General features: G+C 34.3%; 19 protein-coding genes. 4 read left to right on the top strand and 15 right to left on the bottom strand.

Translation table 11 applies throughout. The features are described from left to right. Positions 1–158: 158 nt before the first annotated feature. The 5 genes from BW983_RS00200 to BW983_RS00180 all read right to left on the bottom strand — a co-directional run bounded on the left by BW983_RS00200 (position 159) and on the right by BW983_RS00180 (position 4,992). The gene (locus BW983_RS00200) at positions 159–599 is read right to left on the bottom strand and encodes a hypothetical protein (RefSeq protein WP_076548992.1); all 441 of its coding nucleotides are present in this window, start codon (positions 597–599) and stop codon (positions 159–161) included. Between the two features lie 132 nt (positions 600–731). Further along, complete coding sequence (locus BW983_RS00195; protein ID WP_076548990.1) at positions 732–2,081, bottom strand: alpha-amylase family glycosyl hydrolase; 1,350 nt, start codon at positions 2,079–2,081, stop codon at positions 732–734. Positions 2,082–2,503: 422 nt separating this feature from the next. Then, on the bottom strand, positions 2,504–3,100 hold the full coding sequence (locus BW983_RS00190; RefSeq protein ID WP_076548988.1) for an IS1096 element passenger TnpR family protein: 597 nt from the start codon (positions 3,098–3,100) through the stop codon (positions 2,504–2,506). A gap of 134 nt (positions 3,101–3,234) precedes the next feature. Beyond that, positions 3,235–4,266: a sensor histidine kinase gene (locus BW983_RS00185; RefSeq protein ID WP_076548986.1), complete on the bottom strand. Its 1,032-nt coding sequence runs from the start codon at positions 4,264–4,266 to the stop codon at positions 3,235–3,237. A gap of 48 nt (positions 4,267–4,314) precedes the next feature. Beyond that, complete coding sequence (locus BW983_RS00180) at positions 4,315–4,992, bottom strand: response regulator transcription factor (RefSeq protein WP_076548984.1); 678 nt, start codon at positions 4,990–4,992, stop codon at positions 4,315–4,317. A gap of 200 nt (positions 4,993–5,192) precedes the next feature. Here BW983_RS00180 and BW983_RS00175 point away from each other — a divergent pair, with 200 nt between their 5' ends. Together BW983_RS00175 and BW983_RS00170 are read left to right on the top strand one after the other, a co-directional pair. Beyond that, positions 5,193–7,832: a TonB-dependent receptor plug domain-containing protein gene (locus BW983_RS00175; RefSeq protein WP_076548982.1), complete on the top strand. Its 2,640-nt coding sequence runs from the start codon at positions 5,193–5,195 to the stop codon at positions 7,830–7,832. A 30-nt stretch (positions 7,833–7,862) separates the two neighbouring features. Further along, a complete protein-coding gene (locus tag BW983_RS00170) occupies positions 7,863–9,053 on the top strand; it encodes a hypothetical protein (RefSeq protein ID WP_076548980.1) in 1,191 nt (396 codons plus the stop codon). A gap of 205 nt (positions 9,054–9,258) precedes the next feature. Here BW983_RS00170 and BW983_RS00165 read toward each other — a convergent pair whose 3' ends face one another. From BW983_RS00165 to BW983_RS00140, 6 genes are all read right to left on the bottom strand, one after another. Continuing rightward, on the bottom strand, positions 9,259–9,645 hold the full coding sequence (locus tag BW983_RS00165) for a hypothetical protein (RefSeq protein ID WP_076548978.1): 387 nt from the start codon (positions 9,643–9,645) through the stop codon (positions 9,259–9,261). A 12-nt stretch (positions 9,646–9,657) separates the two neighbouring features. Then, positions 9,658–9,885 carry a hypothetical protein gene (locus BW983_RS00160; protein ID WP_139329191.1) on the bottom strand — a complete coding sequence of 76 codons (228 nt, stop codon included), beginning with the start codon at positions 9,883–9,885 and terminating at the stop codon, positions 9,658–9,660. A gap of 164 nt (positions 9,886–10,049) precedes the next feature. After that, complete coding sequence (locus tag BW983_RS00155) at positions 10,050–11,288, bottom strand: amidohydrolase (RefSeq protein WP_076548974.1); 1,239 nt, start codon at positions 11,286–11,288, stop codon at positions 10,050–10,052. 80 nt (positions 11,289–11,368) lie between these two features. Beyond that, a complete protein-coding gene (locus tag BW983_RS00150) occupies positions 11,369–12,214 on the bottom strand; it encodes a helix-turn-helix domain-containing protein (protein WP_076550739.1) in 846 nt (281 codons plus the stop codon). A 229-nt stretch (positions 12,215–12,443) separates the two neighbouring features. Continuing rightward, positions 12,444–13,115 (bottom strand): ankyrin repeat domain-containing protein, encoded by a 672-nt coding sequence (locus tag BW983_RS00145; protein WP_076548972.1) that lies wholly within the window; start codon positions 13,113–13,115, stop codon positions 12,444–12,446. 18 nt (positions 13,116–13,133) lie between these two features. Further along, complete coding sequence (locus BW983_RS00140) at positions 13,134–14,468, bottom strand: amidohydrolase (protein ID WP_076548970.1); 1,335 nt, start codon at positions 14,466–14,468, stop codon at positions 13,134–13,136. Positions 14,469–14,726: 258 nt separating this feature from the next. Between BW983_RS00140 and BW983_RS00135 the strand changes: the two genes are divergently transcribed. Both BW983_RS00135 and BW983_RS00130 read left to right on the top strand, forming a co-directional pair. Further along, the gene (locus BW983_RS00135) at positions 14,727–15,080 is read left to right on the top strand and encodes a hypothetical protein (RefSeq protein WP_076548968.1); all 354 of its coding nucleotides are present in this window, start codon (positions 14,727–14,729) and stop codon (positions 15,078–15,080) included. Positions 15,081–15,128: 48 nt separating this feature from the next. Then, the gene (locus tag BW983_RS00130) at positions 15,129–15,482 is read left to right on the top strand and encodes a hypothetical protein (RefSeq protein WP_076548966.1); all 354 of its coding nucleotides are present in this window, start codon (positions 15,129–15,131) and stop codon (positions 15,480–15,482) included. A gap of 59 nt (positions 15,483–15,541) precedes the next feature. Here the strand turns inward: BW983_RS00130 and hemL are convergent, their stop codons facing one another. From hemL to BW983_RS00110, 4 genes are read right to left on the bottom strand one after another with little or no spacing between them, the layout of a single operon-like run. After that, complete coding sequence (gene hemL / locus BW983_RS00125) at positions 15,542–16,831, bottom strand: glutamate-1-semialdehyde 2,1-aminomutase (protein ID WP_076548964.1); 1,290 nt, start codon at positions 16,829–16,831, stop codon at positions 15,542–15,544. Positions 16,832–16,848: 17 nt separating this feature from the next. Continuing rightward, positions 16,849–17,823: a hypothetical protein gene (locus BW983_RS00120; RefSeq protein WP_167369940.1), complete on the bottom strand. Its 975-nt coding sequence runs from the start codon at positions 17,821–17,823 to the stop codon at positions 16,849–16,851. A 14-nt stretch (positions 17,824–17,837) separates the two neighbouring features. Further along, positions 17,838–18,896, bottom strand: a complete 1,059-nt coding sequence (locus BW983_RS00115) for a glucosaminidase domain-containing protein (protein WP_076548960.1) — start codon at positions 18,894–18,896, stop codon at positions 17,838–17,840. 15 nt (positions 18,897–18,911) lie between these two features. Beyond that, positions 18,912–19,820: a 1-aminocyclopropane-1-carboxylate deaminase/D-cysteine desulfhydrase gene (locus tag BW983_RS00110; protein ID WP_076548958.1), complete on the bottom strand. Its 909-nt coding sequence runs from the start codon at positions 19,818–19,820 to the stop codon at positions 18,912–18,914. Positions 19,821–19,989: the final 169 nt, after the last annotated feature.

The raw sequence follows: 19,989 nt of genomic DNA, 5'->3' as shown, positions 1-19,989 counted from the left end.
TTTCAACTTTCCGTATTGGTCTTTATCAATCAACTTATCATCTGAATAATCCAGTTTCACAGGACCGAATTTCACCAACTTTTTGAACTTACTCGGATCAATAATATCCTTGGTTCCGTAGTCTATGGAAATATCGCCAATTGTTTTTAATTTTTAATTTACCAGATATTTTCAATACTCTGACTTATATTGTTAATGGTAAATCCTTCTCCCATTTTTTTGCCAAACATAGCCTTTACTAATGGCGATTCTGCTGATACTGTCATAACCTTCTGGTTATCAAAAACAATTTCTCCCATCGATACAGAAACATAAAAAAGACCTTTGTTTGTTTTCACTAAAGCGCCATTCTGAACTTTTTCGGAAGCGTCTGAAGTTATTTTCTGCAATACAGCCTGTTGATTCAATACCTCGTTGAGCTGTCGCTGAAGATTGTTAATTTCCTGCTGAAGCATTTCTCGACCTGTTTCATATTTGTCACCCATTGAGCTTTTTGTATCGTTGTTGGAAGCACGGGTTTCTGCGATAAGGTTTTCGAAATATTGAGATTTATCGGCTAATTTGCCTTTGATTATATTGATAATTTCCTGTTTGTTCATTAATAGCTGGATTATTTTATTGTGAATGGAAGAACCACCCCGTCAAAATCGTAGATTTCGACACCCCTCCAGCGGAGGGGAATGTAGGACCGTTTAAAAACTCACGATTAAGATAATAAAACTTCTGTAATTTTATTTTTCAAATACGGCATAGTCTGAAACTTTGAAACTAAAGTCTTTGCCTTCATCAAAATTTCTTTTCGTCTTATCAAAAACGTTTCTGAAAGCTCCGGATAAATGTTCATCTTCAATACTAAAGTTTACTGGTTCTTTAGACATATTCAGAACGACCAGCACTTCATCTTTACCGTTTTTTCTTACGTAAGCTAAAATCTTATCATTAGCAGTTGTGTTCAGTAAATAGGTAGTAACTTTTGAGTCTCCACCTCTTAACGCCGGATTAGAAGATTTTAAATCCAGTAATGTTTTATAAAAATCTGCGACCTGATATGTTTTTGTCCATTTAATCACATCTTTTTCAAAGAATTCCAATCTTTTCATGTTCGGAAGTTCCTGTCCGGAATATAATAACGGTACACCATTCCATGTTGCGGAAAACACAGCCATAGGCTTAGCAATTACTGCATATTTTTCATATTCCGTTCCGTTCCATGAGTTTTCATCATGATTTGCCGTAAACCAGGCTCTCATTGAGCTGTCTCCAATATTAGAGTATTTTACCAATAGGTCTTTCAGTTCCTGAAGAGGTTCATTTTTCTTGTAATAGTCGGCTGATTTATGCATCCATTTCCATGAGTAGCTTGCATCAAATACTTTTCCGTATTCCGGGCTTTCTAATTCATCAAATTCTCCTAACCAGAAAAGTGGTTTTACTTTTTCTACCTCAGGGCGTGCCTGTTCCCAGAAGTCTACTTCTACCCAGGAAGCAAGGTCACATCTGAATCCGTCAATATCTGTTTCTGTTACCCAGAATTTCATGGCGTCAATCATTGCCTTGCGCATTTCCTGATTTTTATAATCCAGCTCAATGATATCATCCATTCCGGAAGCAATATGGAATTTTCCGTCTTGATCTTTCAGATAGAACTCCGGATGTGTTTTTGTCCATACGTGATCCCAACCGGTATGGTTCGCTACCCAGTCGATGATTACTTTAAACCCTAATCTGTGAGCTTCATTTACCATATCCTTGAAATCCTGCATTGTTCCAAATTCCGGATTGATAGAGGTATAATCTGCCGCAGCATAAGGACTTCCAAGACTTCCTTTTTTATTTTGCTGTGCAATTGGAGTGATGGGCATAAACCAAAGTGTCTTTACCCCCATAGCTTTCAGGCGGGGCATTTCTTTTGCGAATGCTTTAAAAGTTCCTTCCTGCGTATATTGTCTGATGTTTACTTCGTAAATATTAGTATTGTGTTTCCATTCTTTTGGTAGTTCAGTCATCTTCCCTCTGTTTTTTTGAGTGGTACAGGAAACAATTCCCAGACCAATTACGGCTAATAAAATTAATTTCTTCATTAATCTATTTTTAACAAAAATAAGGATTGTTTTTTAGGGAAAGCGACTAAAAGGGAAAATTACGAAGGTTCTTTTGAAATAATCCGAAGTATAAATACAATTGGTTTATGATAAATTTTCTTCTATCTGAAGGTATTGATAAAAGCTGAAAAATAACGAGAACAGCTGAAGTATTGATTAAGTTTTTTCCAAATTCATCTTTGAATAAGTTTAACTCATCTTAAATCTTAATTTTTCTTAATGGTTTAAAATTTCTGTTTTTTGACGCAAAGTTTTTAGGAAGACTCTGTTATATTTTAAGGAGACAAAGAATGGAATCAATTTCATTGATTCTTTATAAGCGAAAGAGTATCTTTTTATTTTTTTAGATTCATTCAATAAAAAAGCCCCGGATTTTTAATCCGGGGCGTATATTTTATATCTTATCTTTCATCATCATTGTCTTCCTCATCATCAAAGACATCATCGTTGTAGTCATCGTCGTCATCGTCATCGAAGCTATCATCCTCATCTGAGAAGTTACCTCCTGCTCCGAAATCTTCATCGAATCCAAATTCATCATCTGCCAAAGGCATTCCAGATTTCTTTTTAGATCCTCCTGCGCTTCCGTTTTTGCTAGGTGCCTTTAATGGAGCATTTCCAAATCTGAACACGGTAATAGGATAATTAACCCCTTTCTTTTCGTCAATGATTTCTATAAGCTCACAGAAGAATTCCCAAAGATCAAGAAGTCCGTACTGGAACTGTGCTTTATCTCCTTTATTTTCAAAAGCCTCATCAATGTAAACGTCTGACATAATCTCTCCATCACCATCATCGCTCATATCTTCCAAAGGAACACTTTTTACGATTGTTCCGTCTTCTTCTAACAGATTAAAAGTAGAAAGCTCATCTCCCTGCAGACTGAATGCACTTTTAATTCCTAAATGTAAGTTCCATAACGTTTGTTTTCCCTTAACTTCAATATCACGGAAAATATCCTCTTTCGCATCTAATATTACGCGGATTTTGTAAACCATATCAGTTTCTTAAATTACTTTTTTGCCTTTATAATTATGATAAATCTCTGGTGCAAATATATAATAAATGACATGTGACAAAAAAATATTTCAGGATTTTTTAAAATATTTTTTTTTCTTACATTTTGCCGAAACTATTTACTTTTTTCGAGCATAAAACTGAATTTTGTTCCTTCAAGATAAACACTTTCTACGGTAATGTTTTCGTTATGAGCTTCAAGGATATGTTTTACAATGGCAAGTCCTAGTCCAGAACCGCCTTCTCTTCGGCTTCTGCTGGTTTCCACACGATAGAAACGCTCAAAGATTCTTGGCAGGATTTCAGATTTGATTCCCATCCCGTTATCTATTACTTCAATCAGTACTTTATTTTTTAAAACACTGGTTTTCACAATCACTTTTGCTTCCTGTCTGTTGGCATAGTGAATTGCATTAGAAATAAGGTTAATAAACACCTGGGAAATTTTCTGTTTATCTGCTTCCACAAAGATCTGTGGATGAAGTGTCTGGATTTGTAGTGTGGTATTATGTTTTTCAGCTTCAAATTCAAGAAGATCAAAAATTTCCTTGATCAGAAGATTTACATCAAATTTGGAAACGGTAAGATTAATTTCACCTGCTTCAAGCCTGTTAATCATATCGAGATCGGTAACTATGGCGATAAGTCTTTCAACCGATTTATCAATTCTTTCAAGATATTTGTCTCGAATGGTAAGGTTATCTACTCCTCCATCTCTTAAGGTTTCTACGTAGCCTTGAATAGAAAACAAAGGTGTTTTAAGTTCATGAGAAACGTTTCCGATATATTCTTTACGATAACTCTCCATTTCCTTCATCATATCAATCTCAGTTACCTTCTGCTGATTGAGATCCGAGAATCTTTCTCCCAGTTCCTTGATGGTAATATTCTCGTCATTGTCATTTACTATTTCCTGGGGGAGAAAATCAGATAAACCTTTTACCTGTTTTCTTCCATAATAGTTGAATAAAAGCTCAAGAACGACACAATTGATAATAAAAATCAGGACAATACAAATTAAAAGTCCTGTTTTGAATAGAGGTGTTTCATAATAGATGTCTTTCAGTGAATCGAAAACGACCACAAGAAAGAGCATGACCAGTGTCAGTAGACTGGAGGCTACAAGGGTAAGTCTGTAAAATCTCAATTTTACAAAGTTTTAAAGATTAAACGTAAAGTTAGGATTTTTAAGTGATTAAACAATCAGCTTATATCCAATTCCTTTTAATGTCTGGATAGTATTAATCCCCAGTTTTTCTCTTAATCTTCTGATATGAACATCTATGGTTCTTTCGCCTACGATCACATCATTTCCCCAAACTTTTTCAAGAATTTCTTCTCTTTTGAATACTTTTTCCGTATTGGAAGCCAAAAGATAAAGTAAATCAAATTCTTTTTTAGGAAGAAGGAATTGCTGTCCGCTTTTCGAAACTCTGAAGTTATCTTTATCAATAATAAGATCCCCGATTTCGATAAGTTTTGCATTATCAGAAACCTGAGAAGTAAGCTGTAATAAAGCATTTACTTTAGAGATAAGGATTTTAGGTTTGATAAGCTTTACCACATAATCATTAGCTCCTGCCTGGAAACCTGCCAACTGAGAAAACTCTTCACTTCTTGCCGAAAGGAACACAATAAGTGTTTTTTGAAGTTCTTTCACTTTACGAAGTTCCTGACAAGTTTCGATACCGTCTTTTTCTGGCATCATTACATCCAAAAGGATAAGATCCGGGATAATTTCCTTTGCTTTTTCTATTCCTTCATTACCGTTGGTAGCTGTATGGATATCATATCCTTCCTTTTCCAAGTTGTAAGACAGAATCTCTAAAATGTCCTGTTCGTCGTCTATTAAGAGTATTTTCTTTTGACTCATTTTAAATTTTTACTGTTTCAAAGTTAATCATTTTTGAATGATAGATTAACAAATTAGTCATCGTTCATATAAAGTTAACAATAACTCCACTTTCTTAATGTTTAGTTAAAAAAAAATTAAATTTTACTAAACCATTTACCCCAGCAATCTTTTATTCCTTTGCACCGAAAGAATCTAGTAAATAAAGCAAGTAAAAAAGAATGAAAATTAATAAACTTAGCATTGCAGTCTTATTTTTATCTGGTTCAGTGTTTTATGCTCAGGAAACGAAGCAGGACACCATCACTAAGGAGAAAAAAATTGAAGGCGTAGTAATCCAAGGAAGCAGCAACAAAAAAACTGAGACTGCTGTATTAGGAGAACAGAAAAAAGCAATTGTTCAAAAGCAGGCTGTAAGTGCTGAAGAGATTTCCAGAAAAGGGATCTCCAACGTAGAACAGGGACTTACAAAAGTAACAGGGATCACTACAGTAGAAGGAAGAGGTCTTTTCGTAAGAGGTCTTGAAGAACGATACAACTATTTATTAATTAACGGTCTTGGTTCACCCTCCAACAACCCTTTTCAAAAGATCATTGCGTTAAAGCAGTTCCCAACGGATGTTGTAGGTAAATTGAACATTTACAAGACTTTCAACTCTAATCTTTACGGAGACTTTGCCGGAGCTACGTTTGATATTGAAACGCTTACCATTGATAAGCCATTCACAAAAGTAGAATTCAGTGTAGGAGTAAATACTTTAAGTACATTCAGAGATAATTTTAAAGTAGCTGAGGGAGCAGATGGAATGAATGGATACCTTGGATTGAACTCTAGGGATAGAAGGCTTCCAAGTGAAATTAGAAATGCAAGACCTAATAATTACAGATTTACAGCTGATGAATCATTAAATTCTTTTAAAGATTCCTGGAACGTAGATAATGTAAAAACAATGCCTAACACAAGTATTGGATTTACAACGGTACAAAAAATCAAGGCTGGAGAAACAGGAAACTTAGGCGTACTATTCTCATTAAATCAAGGTACAAAGTTCGAATATAAAGAAGGGGCTAACAATCAGTTTAGAGGACAAGGTTCTACCCTTATTGATAATATGAACTTTCTTACCCGCAAACAATATAATTTCCAAACGGAATCTTCCATTTTATTGGGTCTAGGTTATAAAAATAAAGGGACAAATGTTAATTTGAATGCTATTTACCTACAAAATACCAATAATATCATTGAAGATAATTTTGGATACAAGGACCAACAGATTCAAAATAAGGATACTGGTTTCTTCAGAACAAATCAATTAGATGTATCAAGATTCCTAGATTTACAACTTACTGCATCTCAGAAAATTGGAGACAGACATCAACTAAAAGGAGGAATCAGCTACGTAATCAATAACTATAGTCAGCCAGATCGTAAAATTTTAGATGGAAACAGAGCTGATGATTATGGTAAGATGCTTCCTGATGGACAAGTTTTAATGAAATATGGAGGTAACAACCTTATTCGTCAATACCTTGATGTAAACTCAAGATTTTATGGATCAGCCTATGCGGAATACCAATTATCCTTGGGTGAAAAAGGAGACAGAAAGGATTATCCTATCCAGATAACTGCCGGATATAATGGATTTACAGATTTTAGAAAAACATCTTATCGATTCATTTTTGGTCGCCGTGCACACGATTTCAACCCAAGTTTTGTAGTCAATGTAGACAGACCTCAAAGCATATTTGATGAATCAATAAGAAAAGGTGATTTATTTTACCAGGAAGGATCAGATATTTCGCAATTCTATAACAGCTTCTATCAAATTATTAATGCGGGTTATGCCAATGTTAATTTTAAACCTAATGATTCTTGGGATATTTTATTAGGAGCTAGATATGAGCATGATATGACTCTTATCCGCTATTCTGAACAGAGTGCTAAGTACAAAACGAATGTGGAAAAAGTAAAAGACTTTATTCTACCCTCACTTTCGATCAAAAAAGCTATTGATAATAAAAATAATTTAAGATTTTCATTTAGCAAAACCATTACAAGACCAATACTTATCGAAACGATGCCAATTAAATACATCAGCCCGGATAACGTAAATATTGTTGGTAATGAAAACATACAAAATAGTGAAAACTATAATTTTGATTTAAAATGGGAATATTTTCCAACGAACAAAGAAATGTTTGCTGTAAACCTATTTGCTAAACATATTAAGAATGCTATTGAACGTTCATTGGTGGCATCAGGAGATGCTACGGGATCCACAATAACATTTTACAATGCTAAAAAAGCAGAAATATTTGGAGTAGAACTTGAAGGTATTTTAAATCTTGGTAGAATTTCTGAAACCTTAGATAAATTCACTTTAGGAGCTAACGCTACATTTATGTACTCTAATGTAGAAAGAAGTCAGGATCAGCTTGATATGGAACAACCTAAATGGTTTCCAACAACAGGAGAAAAATTACATAAAAGAGGTTTACAGGGAGCCGCTCCTTATACCATTAATGCAGATTTAAAATACGAATTTAAAAATCGTAATAATCTTTCACAAACATTCTCTTTAGTTTATAATGTTTCAGGAAGTAAAATTTATGCAACAGGAGGATCCGGTACAGATAACTATTACGAAAAGCCTTTCCACCAGCTAGACTTTGTCTATCAGAATCAGTTAACAAAAAACTGGAACGTGAAAATGGGAGTTCAGAACATTCTTAATAATAAGTATAGAATCTTACTTGGAGACAAAAACTATTTACCACTTCATTTAGAAGAAGGCAACAATACTCTTATCAATTATTATAGAGGAGTTACTTTCAACTTAACAGTAGGTTACACATTTTAAAATCAATTAATAAAGTAAAATAAGTATAAAATGAAAAGAAGAGTATTAACATTATTATCATTAACAGCAGTTTTAACATTAGCCTTAAACTCTTGTACTATCGAAGTAAATGACGGTCTTGGTGAAACAGTTGTTACTCCTGGTGTAACCGATTTAGAAGGGATCATCAGTAAGGATACAGTATTTAAAAAAGGAAATTATAAACTAAAAGGTGTTGTAAAAGTTATGAACGGAGCAACACTTACTATTGAAGCTGGAGCAACTTTCACAGTAGATACATCTGTAACAAGTGGTTTGGTAGTTCTTCAGGATGGTAAAATCAATGCTGTAGGTACAGCTGCTGACCCAATTGTATTTACAACAGCAACAAAAATGCCTGGTGATTGGGGTGGAATTACATTATATGGAAATGCACCAATCAAAGCCGTAAACGGAAACACATCTGCTTTATCTGAAGATGGAAACAACGTTAAATACGGAGGTAATGATGCTGCATCAAATTCAGGAGTAATGAAGTTTGTTCGTGTAGAATATGCTGGTAAAAAAATTGGAGATGGTACTTCTGAGACCAATTCTATGACATTCTACTCTGTAGGTACAGGAACAGTATTAGAAAACCTTGTAACTTATAAAGGAACGGATGACGGATATGAATTCTTTGGTGGTACGGTAAGTGCAAAAAATCTTGTTTCTTATGGTAACTATGATGATTCATTTGACTGGCAAGATGCATGGAGTGGGCAAGATAATACAAACTGGTATGCATTCCAAACCGGAACAGGGAACTTCGGAATGGAAATTGAAGCTTCAGGTAATGCAGATAATATCGCTCCTAAAATTTCAAATATTACATTAATCAGAAATGCTAACACAAACCCTGAAACAGCTAACTCTCCTGAAATTTCCGCAATTCAGTTTAAAAAACATGGAACAGGAATTTTCTCTAATGTTTATGTGAGTGGATACAAAAATATCGGTTCACAAAAAGCTTACGCTGTATTAATTCAGGATGATGCGACAAATACAAGTCAGGTAAACGCAGGAAAAGTAAAAGTAGAACCTCTTACTTACCTTAATTCTGATAACGCTGGTGTTTGGGGATATGCTCAGGCAAACGGTGGTAAAACTTTCACAAATGCTACAGGTGTTACAAAAGTTTCTCTAGTACCAGGAGCTTGGGCTACGGTAGATGGAGTAAACCTTTTAGCAGCTTTACAATAACTAGTTTCTTCATTCAAGTAAAAAACCATCAGATTTTTCTGATGGTTTTTTTGTTATTATATGATATGTAATTAAACCTTAATATTCAAAGTTATCCGTAAGTACTACTTTTCTTATGTCATGTCTTACAGATTGGGTGAAAGCTTTACTAATTTTTTTTGCATTGCTATAAATATTAATAGCTGTTTAAATCCTGATCATCTTACTATTGATAAGGAAAAGACACTAAGATTTCATCATGCTTTAAATTCATATCACAATTAAAAATACGATCATCTAATCCCCATTTATTAGTTCCTATCAATACACTATAAGCCACTATATAAGTTTTTTCTTTATTGGATTCTATTTCAAAAATTTTTCCTTCGTATGAACCAAATTTTTCTTTTTCTACAATAGAAAGTGATATAGAATCCCATATTGTTTTTATATCCATATATTCTACAAATGAAAACTCAAGGTCAATATTATAGGATGTTTCTTCTGAATATCCTTCTTGATCATCATATTGCATAACACTTCTTAAAAGCAAAGAACTATGGCTTACAGTATATGCCCAAATTTTGAATTTTCTATTTGAATAAAATATCATAATCGTGTAATATTATTCTACAAACATTTTACAATTTACACCAAGCTTATCTGCCTCATGCAAAAATACTTTAGCTAAATCAGGATTTTCCACTTCAAAAATTACTTTATTTCCCTCTAAAAGTAAATCTACATTTGATTTTGATTCTTTTAAAGATTTTCCTAACAAATCTATTTGCAGTTTAGTAAGTGATACCTTTTTTAAACCTTCATTCCAACTGTATAAAATTACTTTTATCATTACTGTGAAATATATTTTCTGCAAAATAAACACATTTTTAATTTCAAGCTTATTAATAAAGATTAATATTGAAACTTCACACATCCTAAAAACAAAAAGCCAACAGAAAAACTGTTGGCTCGGATTCACAAAAAACAAGTGTATATAAAAAATATATAAGTCTATTACTTTCTCCAGAAGAGATTCCCGTCATTCATCAGGGCTTCTATTTTGGAAATTCTCGAAACGGCTTCTGCAGAACATGATGCATCTGTCAAAACAATTGCAGCTTCATCACCCGCTTTTGGCCATTGTTGTTTACCTTTTTCATCCAAAGGAACAGTGCTCTGAGTCGCAAACTGTAACGCTCTGGACAATGCAAATTCTGTAGCATAACCATATAGTTCAGCAATCAGATTGGCTTTCTGCAGCATACTTCCTGATCCGAAAGTACTCCAGAAATCCTGTACATTATCATTCCCGATCAAAACATTTACTCCATGCTTCTTCAGCGTTGGAATTGGCATAATTGTCTTTTTAAATGGTACGGAAGATGCAATTCCTACTTTTCCTTCTGCAAGTCTTTCTGCAATCTGATCAGCTTCTTTTTGCGAAAGATGCGCTAAAGCAAAAGCGTGACTTACAAAAGTTTTTCCCTGAAGGGCTGGATTTTCAATTGCTTTATCAATCAGGTAATTAATTGTTTTCATCCCGGAATCTCCTACTTCATGCAGGTGAATATCAATTCCTTTATTATGATCAAGAGCAAGCTGTACCGTAAAATCCATTACTTTTTCAATGCTTCCATCAATACTTAAAGGATCTAATCCTCCGATAAAACCGACACTTTTCAGCTGTGCTGCATCTTTCATTAAGGGTGCAGATTCAGTATAGTATACTCCGTGTTGCGGAAATGCCACCAATTCAGCTTTAAAAGAGTCTTTTTTATTTTGAAGTGCCTGTTCAAGATGTTCCAGAGATTTCAAACCTGATGTAGGATCAATATTGAAATGAGTTCTGGCGAAATGAGTTCCGTAATGCTGTTGCAGACTGATCAGCTGTTCTGCTCTTTCTACTGAAGTTTTCAGAAGTTCAGGAATAATTTCCTGTTCGTATGCGATCATATCCTTTACCGTTTTTCTTTTCGGTGAAAGTGCCTGCCATGGTAATCCGTATAAAGTTTTGTCCAAGTGGATGTGCATATCTCTGAACGCAGGAAGCATCAGATATCCTTTTGCGTCGATTGCATTCGAAGCTGGTTCGTTTGTTTTTACTGCTTTTATTTTCCCATCTTCAATGTCGATACTGAAAAGGTCTGTTTTTGTTCCGATCACCTCTTCATTTTCGTATTCAAAACCCGTTTCCAGGCGGACATTTTTCAGGGAATATTTTCCTTTCGCAGTTAATTGATATGGAAATTGCATGATTTAATATTTTAACATTACAAAATTACACAGGCTTTGTTTCAAAACCGGTGTATCAATTATGTCTTGTGTTGTATAAATTATTCTTTGAACTGAGATGGAGTCATCCCTGTCTGCATTTTAAAGAATTTTGAAAAGCTGGCATGATCGTAAAACCCCAAATCATATACAATATCTTTTACTGACATTTCTGAAACTTTCAAAAGTCGTTTTGCTTCGAGTAAAATACGGTCCTGAATAAGAGATGAAGCCGACGCATTAAGATTCTTTTTACAGACAATATTCAGGTAATTAGCAGAAATATTCAGTTTATCCGCATAAAATGAAACTGATCTTTCCGTTTTAAAATGTTCATCAATAAGATGTAAAAACTTTGAAATAATCGGATTCGAATTATAAACTTCAAAGTCTTTAAATGCACCTTCCACGGATTTGCTTACTAATAAACCGATCAGTTCACTTCTCTTTTGGATCAGTTCCCAAAACACTTTTTCCGTTTTCAATTCTTTTTGAATTGCCTGAAATTCATAGAGGAAGCTTGCAAAAACCTCATCGGATAAATTAATAACCGGATGATTCTGATAATAAGAAGCCGAAAAACGAAGCGATGGCAGAAAACTTTCAAACCAATCTCTGCTGATCATTAATTGATATCCTACTGTTTCCTTTTCAATCACCCATTGATGTACCTGATCCGGAAAAACAAGGTGAATCTGATGATCTTTAACCTGATATTCTGTAAAGTCTATGGTATGCGAGCCTACTCCATGCTCAAAAAGATTGATGATAAAAAAGTCATGTTTATGGGGATCATCAATGGAACGTGCTCCGTAAAGTTCATTAAACAGCAAATTACAGCCTGTAAGCTGATCTTCACTGAACTCCTGGATTCCCAAAATAGGAAAATGATCTGTATGATAACTCACGCTCCCTGAATTTCTTCTAAAATTAATAAAATTTATCACAGAAAAAACTAAAATAGCCACAAAAGAAACAAATGTATCCTTTGTGGCTGAAAAACACCAACTAAATTATATATCTAAATTTTTATGTTACTTTTCATGTTGGAGAATCGTACAGGCACGAAGATTATATCTCCGATAAAATTGAATACTATTAATTTTAATACAATATTCATCGTGACTTGTAGTATTTTTATGATTTTAAAATCATAGCTATTTCTTTAAATCCTAATTGCTCTGCATGCTGCAAAGGCGTTTTCCCATTATGATCAGGGATGGTAAGATTGGCTCCGTTATCTTTTAAGATCTGTACTATTTCCTGGTATTTCTGAGTTCCGTTTCCAAGGATTACTGCTTCCATTAAAGCCGTCCATCCTAAACGATTGACATGATTGACAGGAAAGCCTTTGGTTTTTACCAAAACCTTTACCGTTTCTACATGTCCCCTTTCACAGGCTGGAATTAAAGCCGTTCCATTATAACGGTTGAACAGATCAAAGCGGGCTCCATTTTCAAGAAATAATTTTACAAGCTCAGTTTGTCCGCTTGCTCCTGCATATAAGAATGGGCTGTCCAATTGGTCATCCTGAAGATTCACATTTGCTTTATATGAAACCAGCAGTTTTGCCATATCTGTTTGCTTCTCAATGGTTGCAATCAATAGTAAAGAACGACCTTTTCGATCCTGCCTATTTACATCTTCTCCTTTTTCTAAAGCAGATTTTACAGCAGCAATATTATTCTTCTTTACCATGTTTATGATATCTTTTTCCTGCATCATTTCTTCTTTTGGAAAATCACCGGGCTTCTCTTCACAAGCACTCATACTTCCGAATGCTAAAAGAAACACTAATACTTTCTTCATTTTAATTAAAATAAAGGTTTAAAAAACAACATTTCCCTGATGTACCAATGATTCTACATTTGAGATTCTTGATACTGCTTCTGCAGAACAGCTTGCGTTCAACAAAACAAAATCTGCTTTATCTCCTGCTTTAGGCCATTGCTGAGTTCCTTTATCATCTAGTGGAAGTATATTACCTGTGGCAAGTTTTAAACTTCTTGATAATAAAAACTCCGTTGAATATCCATATAATTGCGCCATTAAGTTGGCTTTCTGAAGCACGCTTCCTGTTCCGAAAGTATTCCAGTGATCTACAATACTGTCATTTCCGGTCAATACGGTAACATTATGTTTGTATAATGTTGGGATGGGCATGATCAGCCTTCCGAAAGGAATCGTAGAAACCACTCCGATCTGTGCTTCACCAAGTTTTTCAGCAATTTCTTCCTGTTTTTTTTCTTCTAGTTTCGCTAATATAAAACAGTGGCTCAGATAAGTTTTTCCTTTTAAAGATGGGTTTTCATTTACCTTCTTGATCAGATATTCTACGGTTTTCAATCCTGAATCTCCAGTTTCATGTAAGTGAATATCAATTCCTTTTTTATTGTCCAACGCTAGCTGAACTGTAAAATCCATTACTTTTTCAATATCTCCATCTACATTGAATGGGTCTACTCCACCAATGAAATCAATATCCATTTTTGCAGCCTCCTTCAAATAAGGTGCAGAATCTGTATAAAAAACACCATGTTGTGGAAATGCCACCAATTCAGCCCCAAAACTGTTTTTCTTATTTTCTAAAGCCTTCTGTAAATTTTTTAATGACTGGAGCTTTGAAGTAGGTTCAATATTCACATGACTTCTGGCAAATGATGTTCCTTTGGACTGTAGTAATTCAATCATCTTTTCAGCCTTAAAGGTTGAATTTTTCAGCATTTCAGGAAGCATTTTCTGCTCAAGCTCAATCATTCCCTTTATACCACCGGTTCTTTTTCTTACGGCATGCCATTGATCTCCATAGAAAGTTTTGTCCAGGTGAATATGCATGTCTTTAAATGCAGGTAACATTAATAGACCTTTTGCATCTATAGCTTTTGCATTAGGCTGGTTCGGAGAAATCTTTGTAATTTTTCCGTTCTCTACTTCTACATAGAACAAATCTGTTTTTGTGGCAGATACTTCTCCTTCATCGTATTCAAATCCTGTTTCCAGACGAACATTTTTAAGACTAAGTTTTCCTTTTGCTGAAATATTTTTCTCATCAAAAAACGGTGATGCACTCATCATATTAGGTAGTAAAGTTAATCCTGCCATTGCCAATGCTGAATTTCTGATAAAATCTTTGCGGGACATATTATTGTCTGAAGTCTTCATTTCCAATCTATTTATGACAAAATTAAAAAGAACTGCGGGGAACAAAGTGTATAGTTTATTACAAAATCTGTATAATTTATATTTTTTTATAATGGTAATAAATATCTCTGCAATAATACATTATCCACTATTTTATCACTAAAATAATTTCTTATATCTATTTTATTAAATTATAAATCAGCTTCTTTACTACATTTCACGCAATAAAACACCAACTTCATTTTTTTCAGTAAAATTTATCTTTGTAAGAAAAAATATATGAAGAAATTGATTAGTTTGATTTTAATTGGTACTTCACCAATTTTATTTGCTCAAGTAGGTATTAATACAGCAAACCCTAAAGCAACTCTTGATGTTACAGCAAAAAAAGATTCTACAACGGTTGAAGGTTTATTACCTCCAAGACTGACCCGTGCAGAACTTACAGAGAAAGGAAATACTTTATATGGAGCAGAACAGGATGGAGCGATAATTTACATTAATGACGCTTCCGGAGGAGATGCACAAAGCCAAAGACAATTTATCGAAGGTAAAGGACTCTATATTTTCGATGCAGAAGCTGAAAATAATGAAGGAAGATGGATGTGCTTATTTTGTTACGCTTTTATTTAATCAATTTACAAATACAAAATAAGACTGGATTTAAATTTACTTTTAAATATGAAAAAAATTATTAGCTGCTTTTTAATAGCTACATCATCGGTCGTATGGGCTCAAACAGGAATTAATACTGAAAATCCTAAAGCAACTCTAGATATTACAGCAAAAAAAGATATTTTGACCATTGACGGATTACTTGCTCCAAGATTAACCCGTGCAGAACTTACAGAAAAAGGAAATACCTTATATGGAGCAGAACAGGATGGCACCATCATATATATTAATGATATTTCCGGAGGAGATACACAAAGCCAAAGAAAAAATATTGATGGTAAAGGACTCTATATTTTTGATGCCGATGCTGCCAATAAGGAAGGGCGATGGATGTGTTTATTTTGCTACGGCTTTGCTTAATCAACTTAATAAAATACAGATAAAAAAAGAGACTGTCTCAAAAGGCAGTCTCTTTGTATTTATTTATTAGAATATTCAAATTTTCTAACAGCTTCCAGTGTCATATCAATTTCTTTTTCTTTGATCACATCACTGATGAAGTATGTTTCATAACCACTTGGTGGCAGATAAACTCCATTCTGAAGCATTTGGTGGAAGAAATTATTGAACAATGAATGATTTGCTTCCTGTGCTTCATCAAAGTTAGAAACTCTGTTCGTATGGAAGAATACAGACATCATGGAACCTTTTCTGTTGATTTTATGAGCAATTCCTTTCTCATTTAAAATCTTTCCGATTTCAAGGTCTAAAGTTTGTGTTGTTTTGCTTAATCTGTTGAAGAATTCAGGATCATTTTTGATTAATTGAAGGGTTTTTAATCCTGCTCTCATTGCCAGTGGATTTCCACTTAATGTTCCTGCTTGATAAACTCCTCCTTTTGGAGCTAGGTGATCCATAATTTCGTTTCTTCCTGCAAAAGCTCCTACCGGAAGTCCACCTCCGATTACTTTTCCGTAAGTTACTAAGTCAGCTTTTACATTGAAAAGTTCTTGAGCTCCACCGAAAGCTAATCTGAAACCTGTCATTACTTCATCAAAAATTAATAAAGCTCCGTTTTCATCACAGATTTGTCTTAAGTTTTGTAGGAAATTATTTTCCGGCAATACACATCCCATGTTTCCTGCAACCGGTTCGATGATCACCGCTGCAATTTCACCTGGATTATGACGGAATAAATCCTGAACCTGCTCAAAATCATTATAACGAGCCAATAATGTATCTTTAGCAGTACCTTCCGTTACTCCCGGAGAATTTGGGTTTCCGAAAGTTGCCGCACCACTTCCCGCTTTAATCAGGAATGAATCTGAATGCCCGTGATAACAGCCTTCAAATTTTACAATTTTGTCTCTTTTAGTATATCCTCTTGCCAGTCTGATTGCACTCATACAAGCTTCCGTACCTGAAGAAACCATTCTGATCTGATCAATATTCGGAACATTTTCAATGATGAATTTTGCAATTTCAGTTTCCAGTTCAGTTGGAGCCCCAAAAGAGAATCCTTTTTCTGCCTGAATTTTCAGTTCCTCCAGTACTTCAGGATGTGTATGTCCTAAAATAGCTGGTCCCCATGAATTGATGTAATCGATATAGGTATTGTCATCTGCATCAGTAAGGTAAGCACCTTTTGCCGATTTCATAAAAACAGGCACCCCTCCTACGGATTTGAATGCTCTCACCGGAGAGTTTACTCCTCCCGGAATGTATTTGTAGGCTTCATCAAATAAAGCCGAACTTCTTTGATACTTCATTTTCTATTTTTTATTATTTAACCCTCAAAATAAAGGGTACCATCTTCTCCTGCATAATTTTTCTTCCCATCAATCATTATATAATACAATTGGAAAGGATTACCATTTTTCCAAAGCAGCATATCCGGATCAAACTTCCCATTTAATACGTTATTATTAGGAAGAATTGTTTTAAAAATTAAATTATTCTGATGATTGGGATCGGGCTCTGAAAGATATATCAATTGATGGACATCTACCAAAGCTATTTCATGATATTTATTAGGATATACCTCATGGGAATAGATATCTACAAGTCCCATTAAATTTGAAGTATTCATTGTATAAATATAAGGAATGCCTTTATAATATTGCCATCCTATATGTGCAAGCTCAGGTGTATTTAAAAAGATTTTATGAAGTTCAGGAATGTAAATCCCTATATAGGAATCACCAGCTTTTATTTCTATAAAATCTCTTTTAAAATTGAGCTCATATTGGTGGTTATTATAGGGCTTCAACATTTCAACATCTTCATTGTTAAGATCATCCCAGCTCAATACAGGCTCTTTTATATCTTTTCTACTGAACGGTTCTATTCCCCATCCCCATCCTCTATCACCTACCGGAGGTCTTGCATTTTGGATTTGTTTTTCCAGACGCATTCTTGTTTCCATGGAATAATAATAGTAATCCCATCCATCAAAAACCAGAAATTTACCTTTATCTACAGCTATTGGTTTATCAGAAATAAATGGCATAACAAGCGTTGAATTGGAGCTAATGATTCCAAATTTACCATTTAGTTCGGCATGAAAACCTTTTACAGAATCATCATACCAACTTATATCTTTATATTGTGGTTGTACTGTAATAAATTTCCCTGTATCACAAAGCCCCCATAATTTTCCTTTTCTGTAAGGAATATAATTTTGTTCCTGAGAAAATACTGCACATGACATCAACATCAAAAATATCCAAAGATATTTAGAAGTCATATTTAATATTTTCATGGGAATATAAGATATTAGTTTCTAGGTTTTTTATCAATCAGATAAATCAGCTGTCCTGCAGATGGTTTCTGTCCTTCATCCATTCTGTTTTTAGCATACAATTTATGGAGTTTGATTCCAAATTTCTGGGCAATATCATGCATATCTTCCCCGGACTCAGCTTTATAAGTGGCTGTATTTCCTGAAGAGTTTTTAGATTCAAGGAAGACGATAGAATTTTTCTTCAAAGTTTCGTTTTCCAATTCATTCCATTTCATTAATCGGCTTTCGCTAACCCTAAATTTATTGGCAATGAATTTAACATCGGTATCTTCAGGGATAATGATATATTTAAGACCGTCATTCGGGTGACTTTTGATAAGAATAGAGTTCAGAATCTCTGCTTTTGTTTTGATTCTTTCTACTCTTTTTTGCTGTTGTGCATAAGAAGTCTGCTTGTAAGGAACTTCTACGGTAACCGGTTCTTTAGCTTTTTTTCCAGCTTTTGAAGGTTCCAACTGAGCCATAAAAGTTCTGTCATCTTTCAGATCCGGATACATTTTAAGAACAGCATACAACACTTCATTAGAATTGGTGTTGTCATATTCGTATAGTCTATACTTTTCAATTTTAGTAATAAGAATGGAAGCATAGCGCGGATTGGTTGCATATCCTGCTTTTTTCAATCCTGTTGCCCATGCTCTGTAATCCTTCATATCCAGCTTGAAAAGATTTGCGTAGTATTTTCTGGTGGATAAAAATATAGAGTGATCTTCGTAAGACTGTCTTGGATCGTCATATACACGGAAGCATTCGTTTGGAGCATCGTCCGTATGTTTCATCGTTTTACCGGTCCAGTCTTCTTTACATTTTATTCCGAAGTGATTTTTACCTTCCTGTGCCAATCTGCTTTGTCCCCCACCTGTTTCAAGAAGTCCCTGAGCAAGAGTAATAGAAGCCGGAATTTTATATTTTTCCATTTCCTCTACTGCATATTTAGCAAATTTCTGAATGTATTGATCTTCGGTTGCCCATCCCTGAGCAGAAAATTTTGATACAACTAAAAGGCTTATGGATAGGAAAAGTCTTTTCATGTTTCTCAATTTTACTTATATAATTAAATTTCTATTCTGTTTTTCTAAAAGCAGATTAGCACCTTCAATTCCTTGCAATCCACCTGTATGAAAGCACAAAATTCTGCTGTTTTCAGGAAAATAACCTTCTTCAATCAGTTCAACAACCTTCTGCATCATCTTTCCTGTATAAATCGGTTCCAGAGGAATATCGTATTTCTCTTTGAAATCATTGATAAAACGGATATTTTCATCACTTATTTTACCATAACCTCCAAAACATGAATCTATTAGATTAAAATTCTGCTTCAAGGTTAATTCAGATATTTTATTTTCAAGTGAAGCATCGTCAACAACCTTACATCCTATAACTTTCTGATTTTCTTCACAAAATTTTGAAATTCCGGCAATGGTTCCTCCAGTTCCAACTGCGGTGCAAAGATAGTCAAAATCTTTTGTTTGCTCATTGAGCATCATTTTCACGCCTTCCACGGCATCTTCATTAGTTCCTCCTTCCGGTACCACTAGTGCGTCAGGGAACTCCTGTTGCAGGAATTCAGTCAGTTTTTCTTTATGGCGATACTCTTCACGGGTGACAAATTTCAGGTTCATTCCGTTTCTTTTCGCAAAAAGTAAAGTTGGGTTGTCTCTCCATTTATGCTCCAGTTCTTCTCCTCTGATTATTCCTAGAGTCGGAATACCAGCAAGATTTCCGACAGCGGACACTGCTGCAATATGATTGGAAAAAGCACCACCAAATGTTATGATATATGGCTTTTCCGGATTTTTTTCCAAATAATGATTGATGTTATAAAATAATTTCCAGTATTTATTTCCTGAAATCTGGGGATGAATCAAGTCTTCTCTTTTGATGAAAAGTTTTACGTTTTTATGAATGGAAATTTCCTGGATGGGAATATTTTCTGTGGGAAGTTGTAATAGCATTTTAGTTTTTTAGACTACTCATGGTTTATGGAATACAAAAGTAGGAAAAGATTAATTATTATTTTTCCAGTATTACCTTTGGTTTTTACAGATAGTTATTGATTGTTTTTTAACCACAGATAATACAGAATTTGTGAAATTATTTGTGTTATTTGTGTTTAAATATAGG

The sequence above is a fragment of the Chryseobacterium ureilyticum genome (genome assembly GCF_900156735.1).
Lineage (GTDB): Bacteria > Bacteroidota > Bacteroidia > Flavobacteriales > Weeksellaceae > Chryseobacterium > Chryseobacterium ureilyticum.
This window is presented reverse-complemented; position numbering and strand designations above follow the sequence as displayed.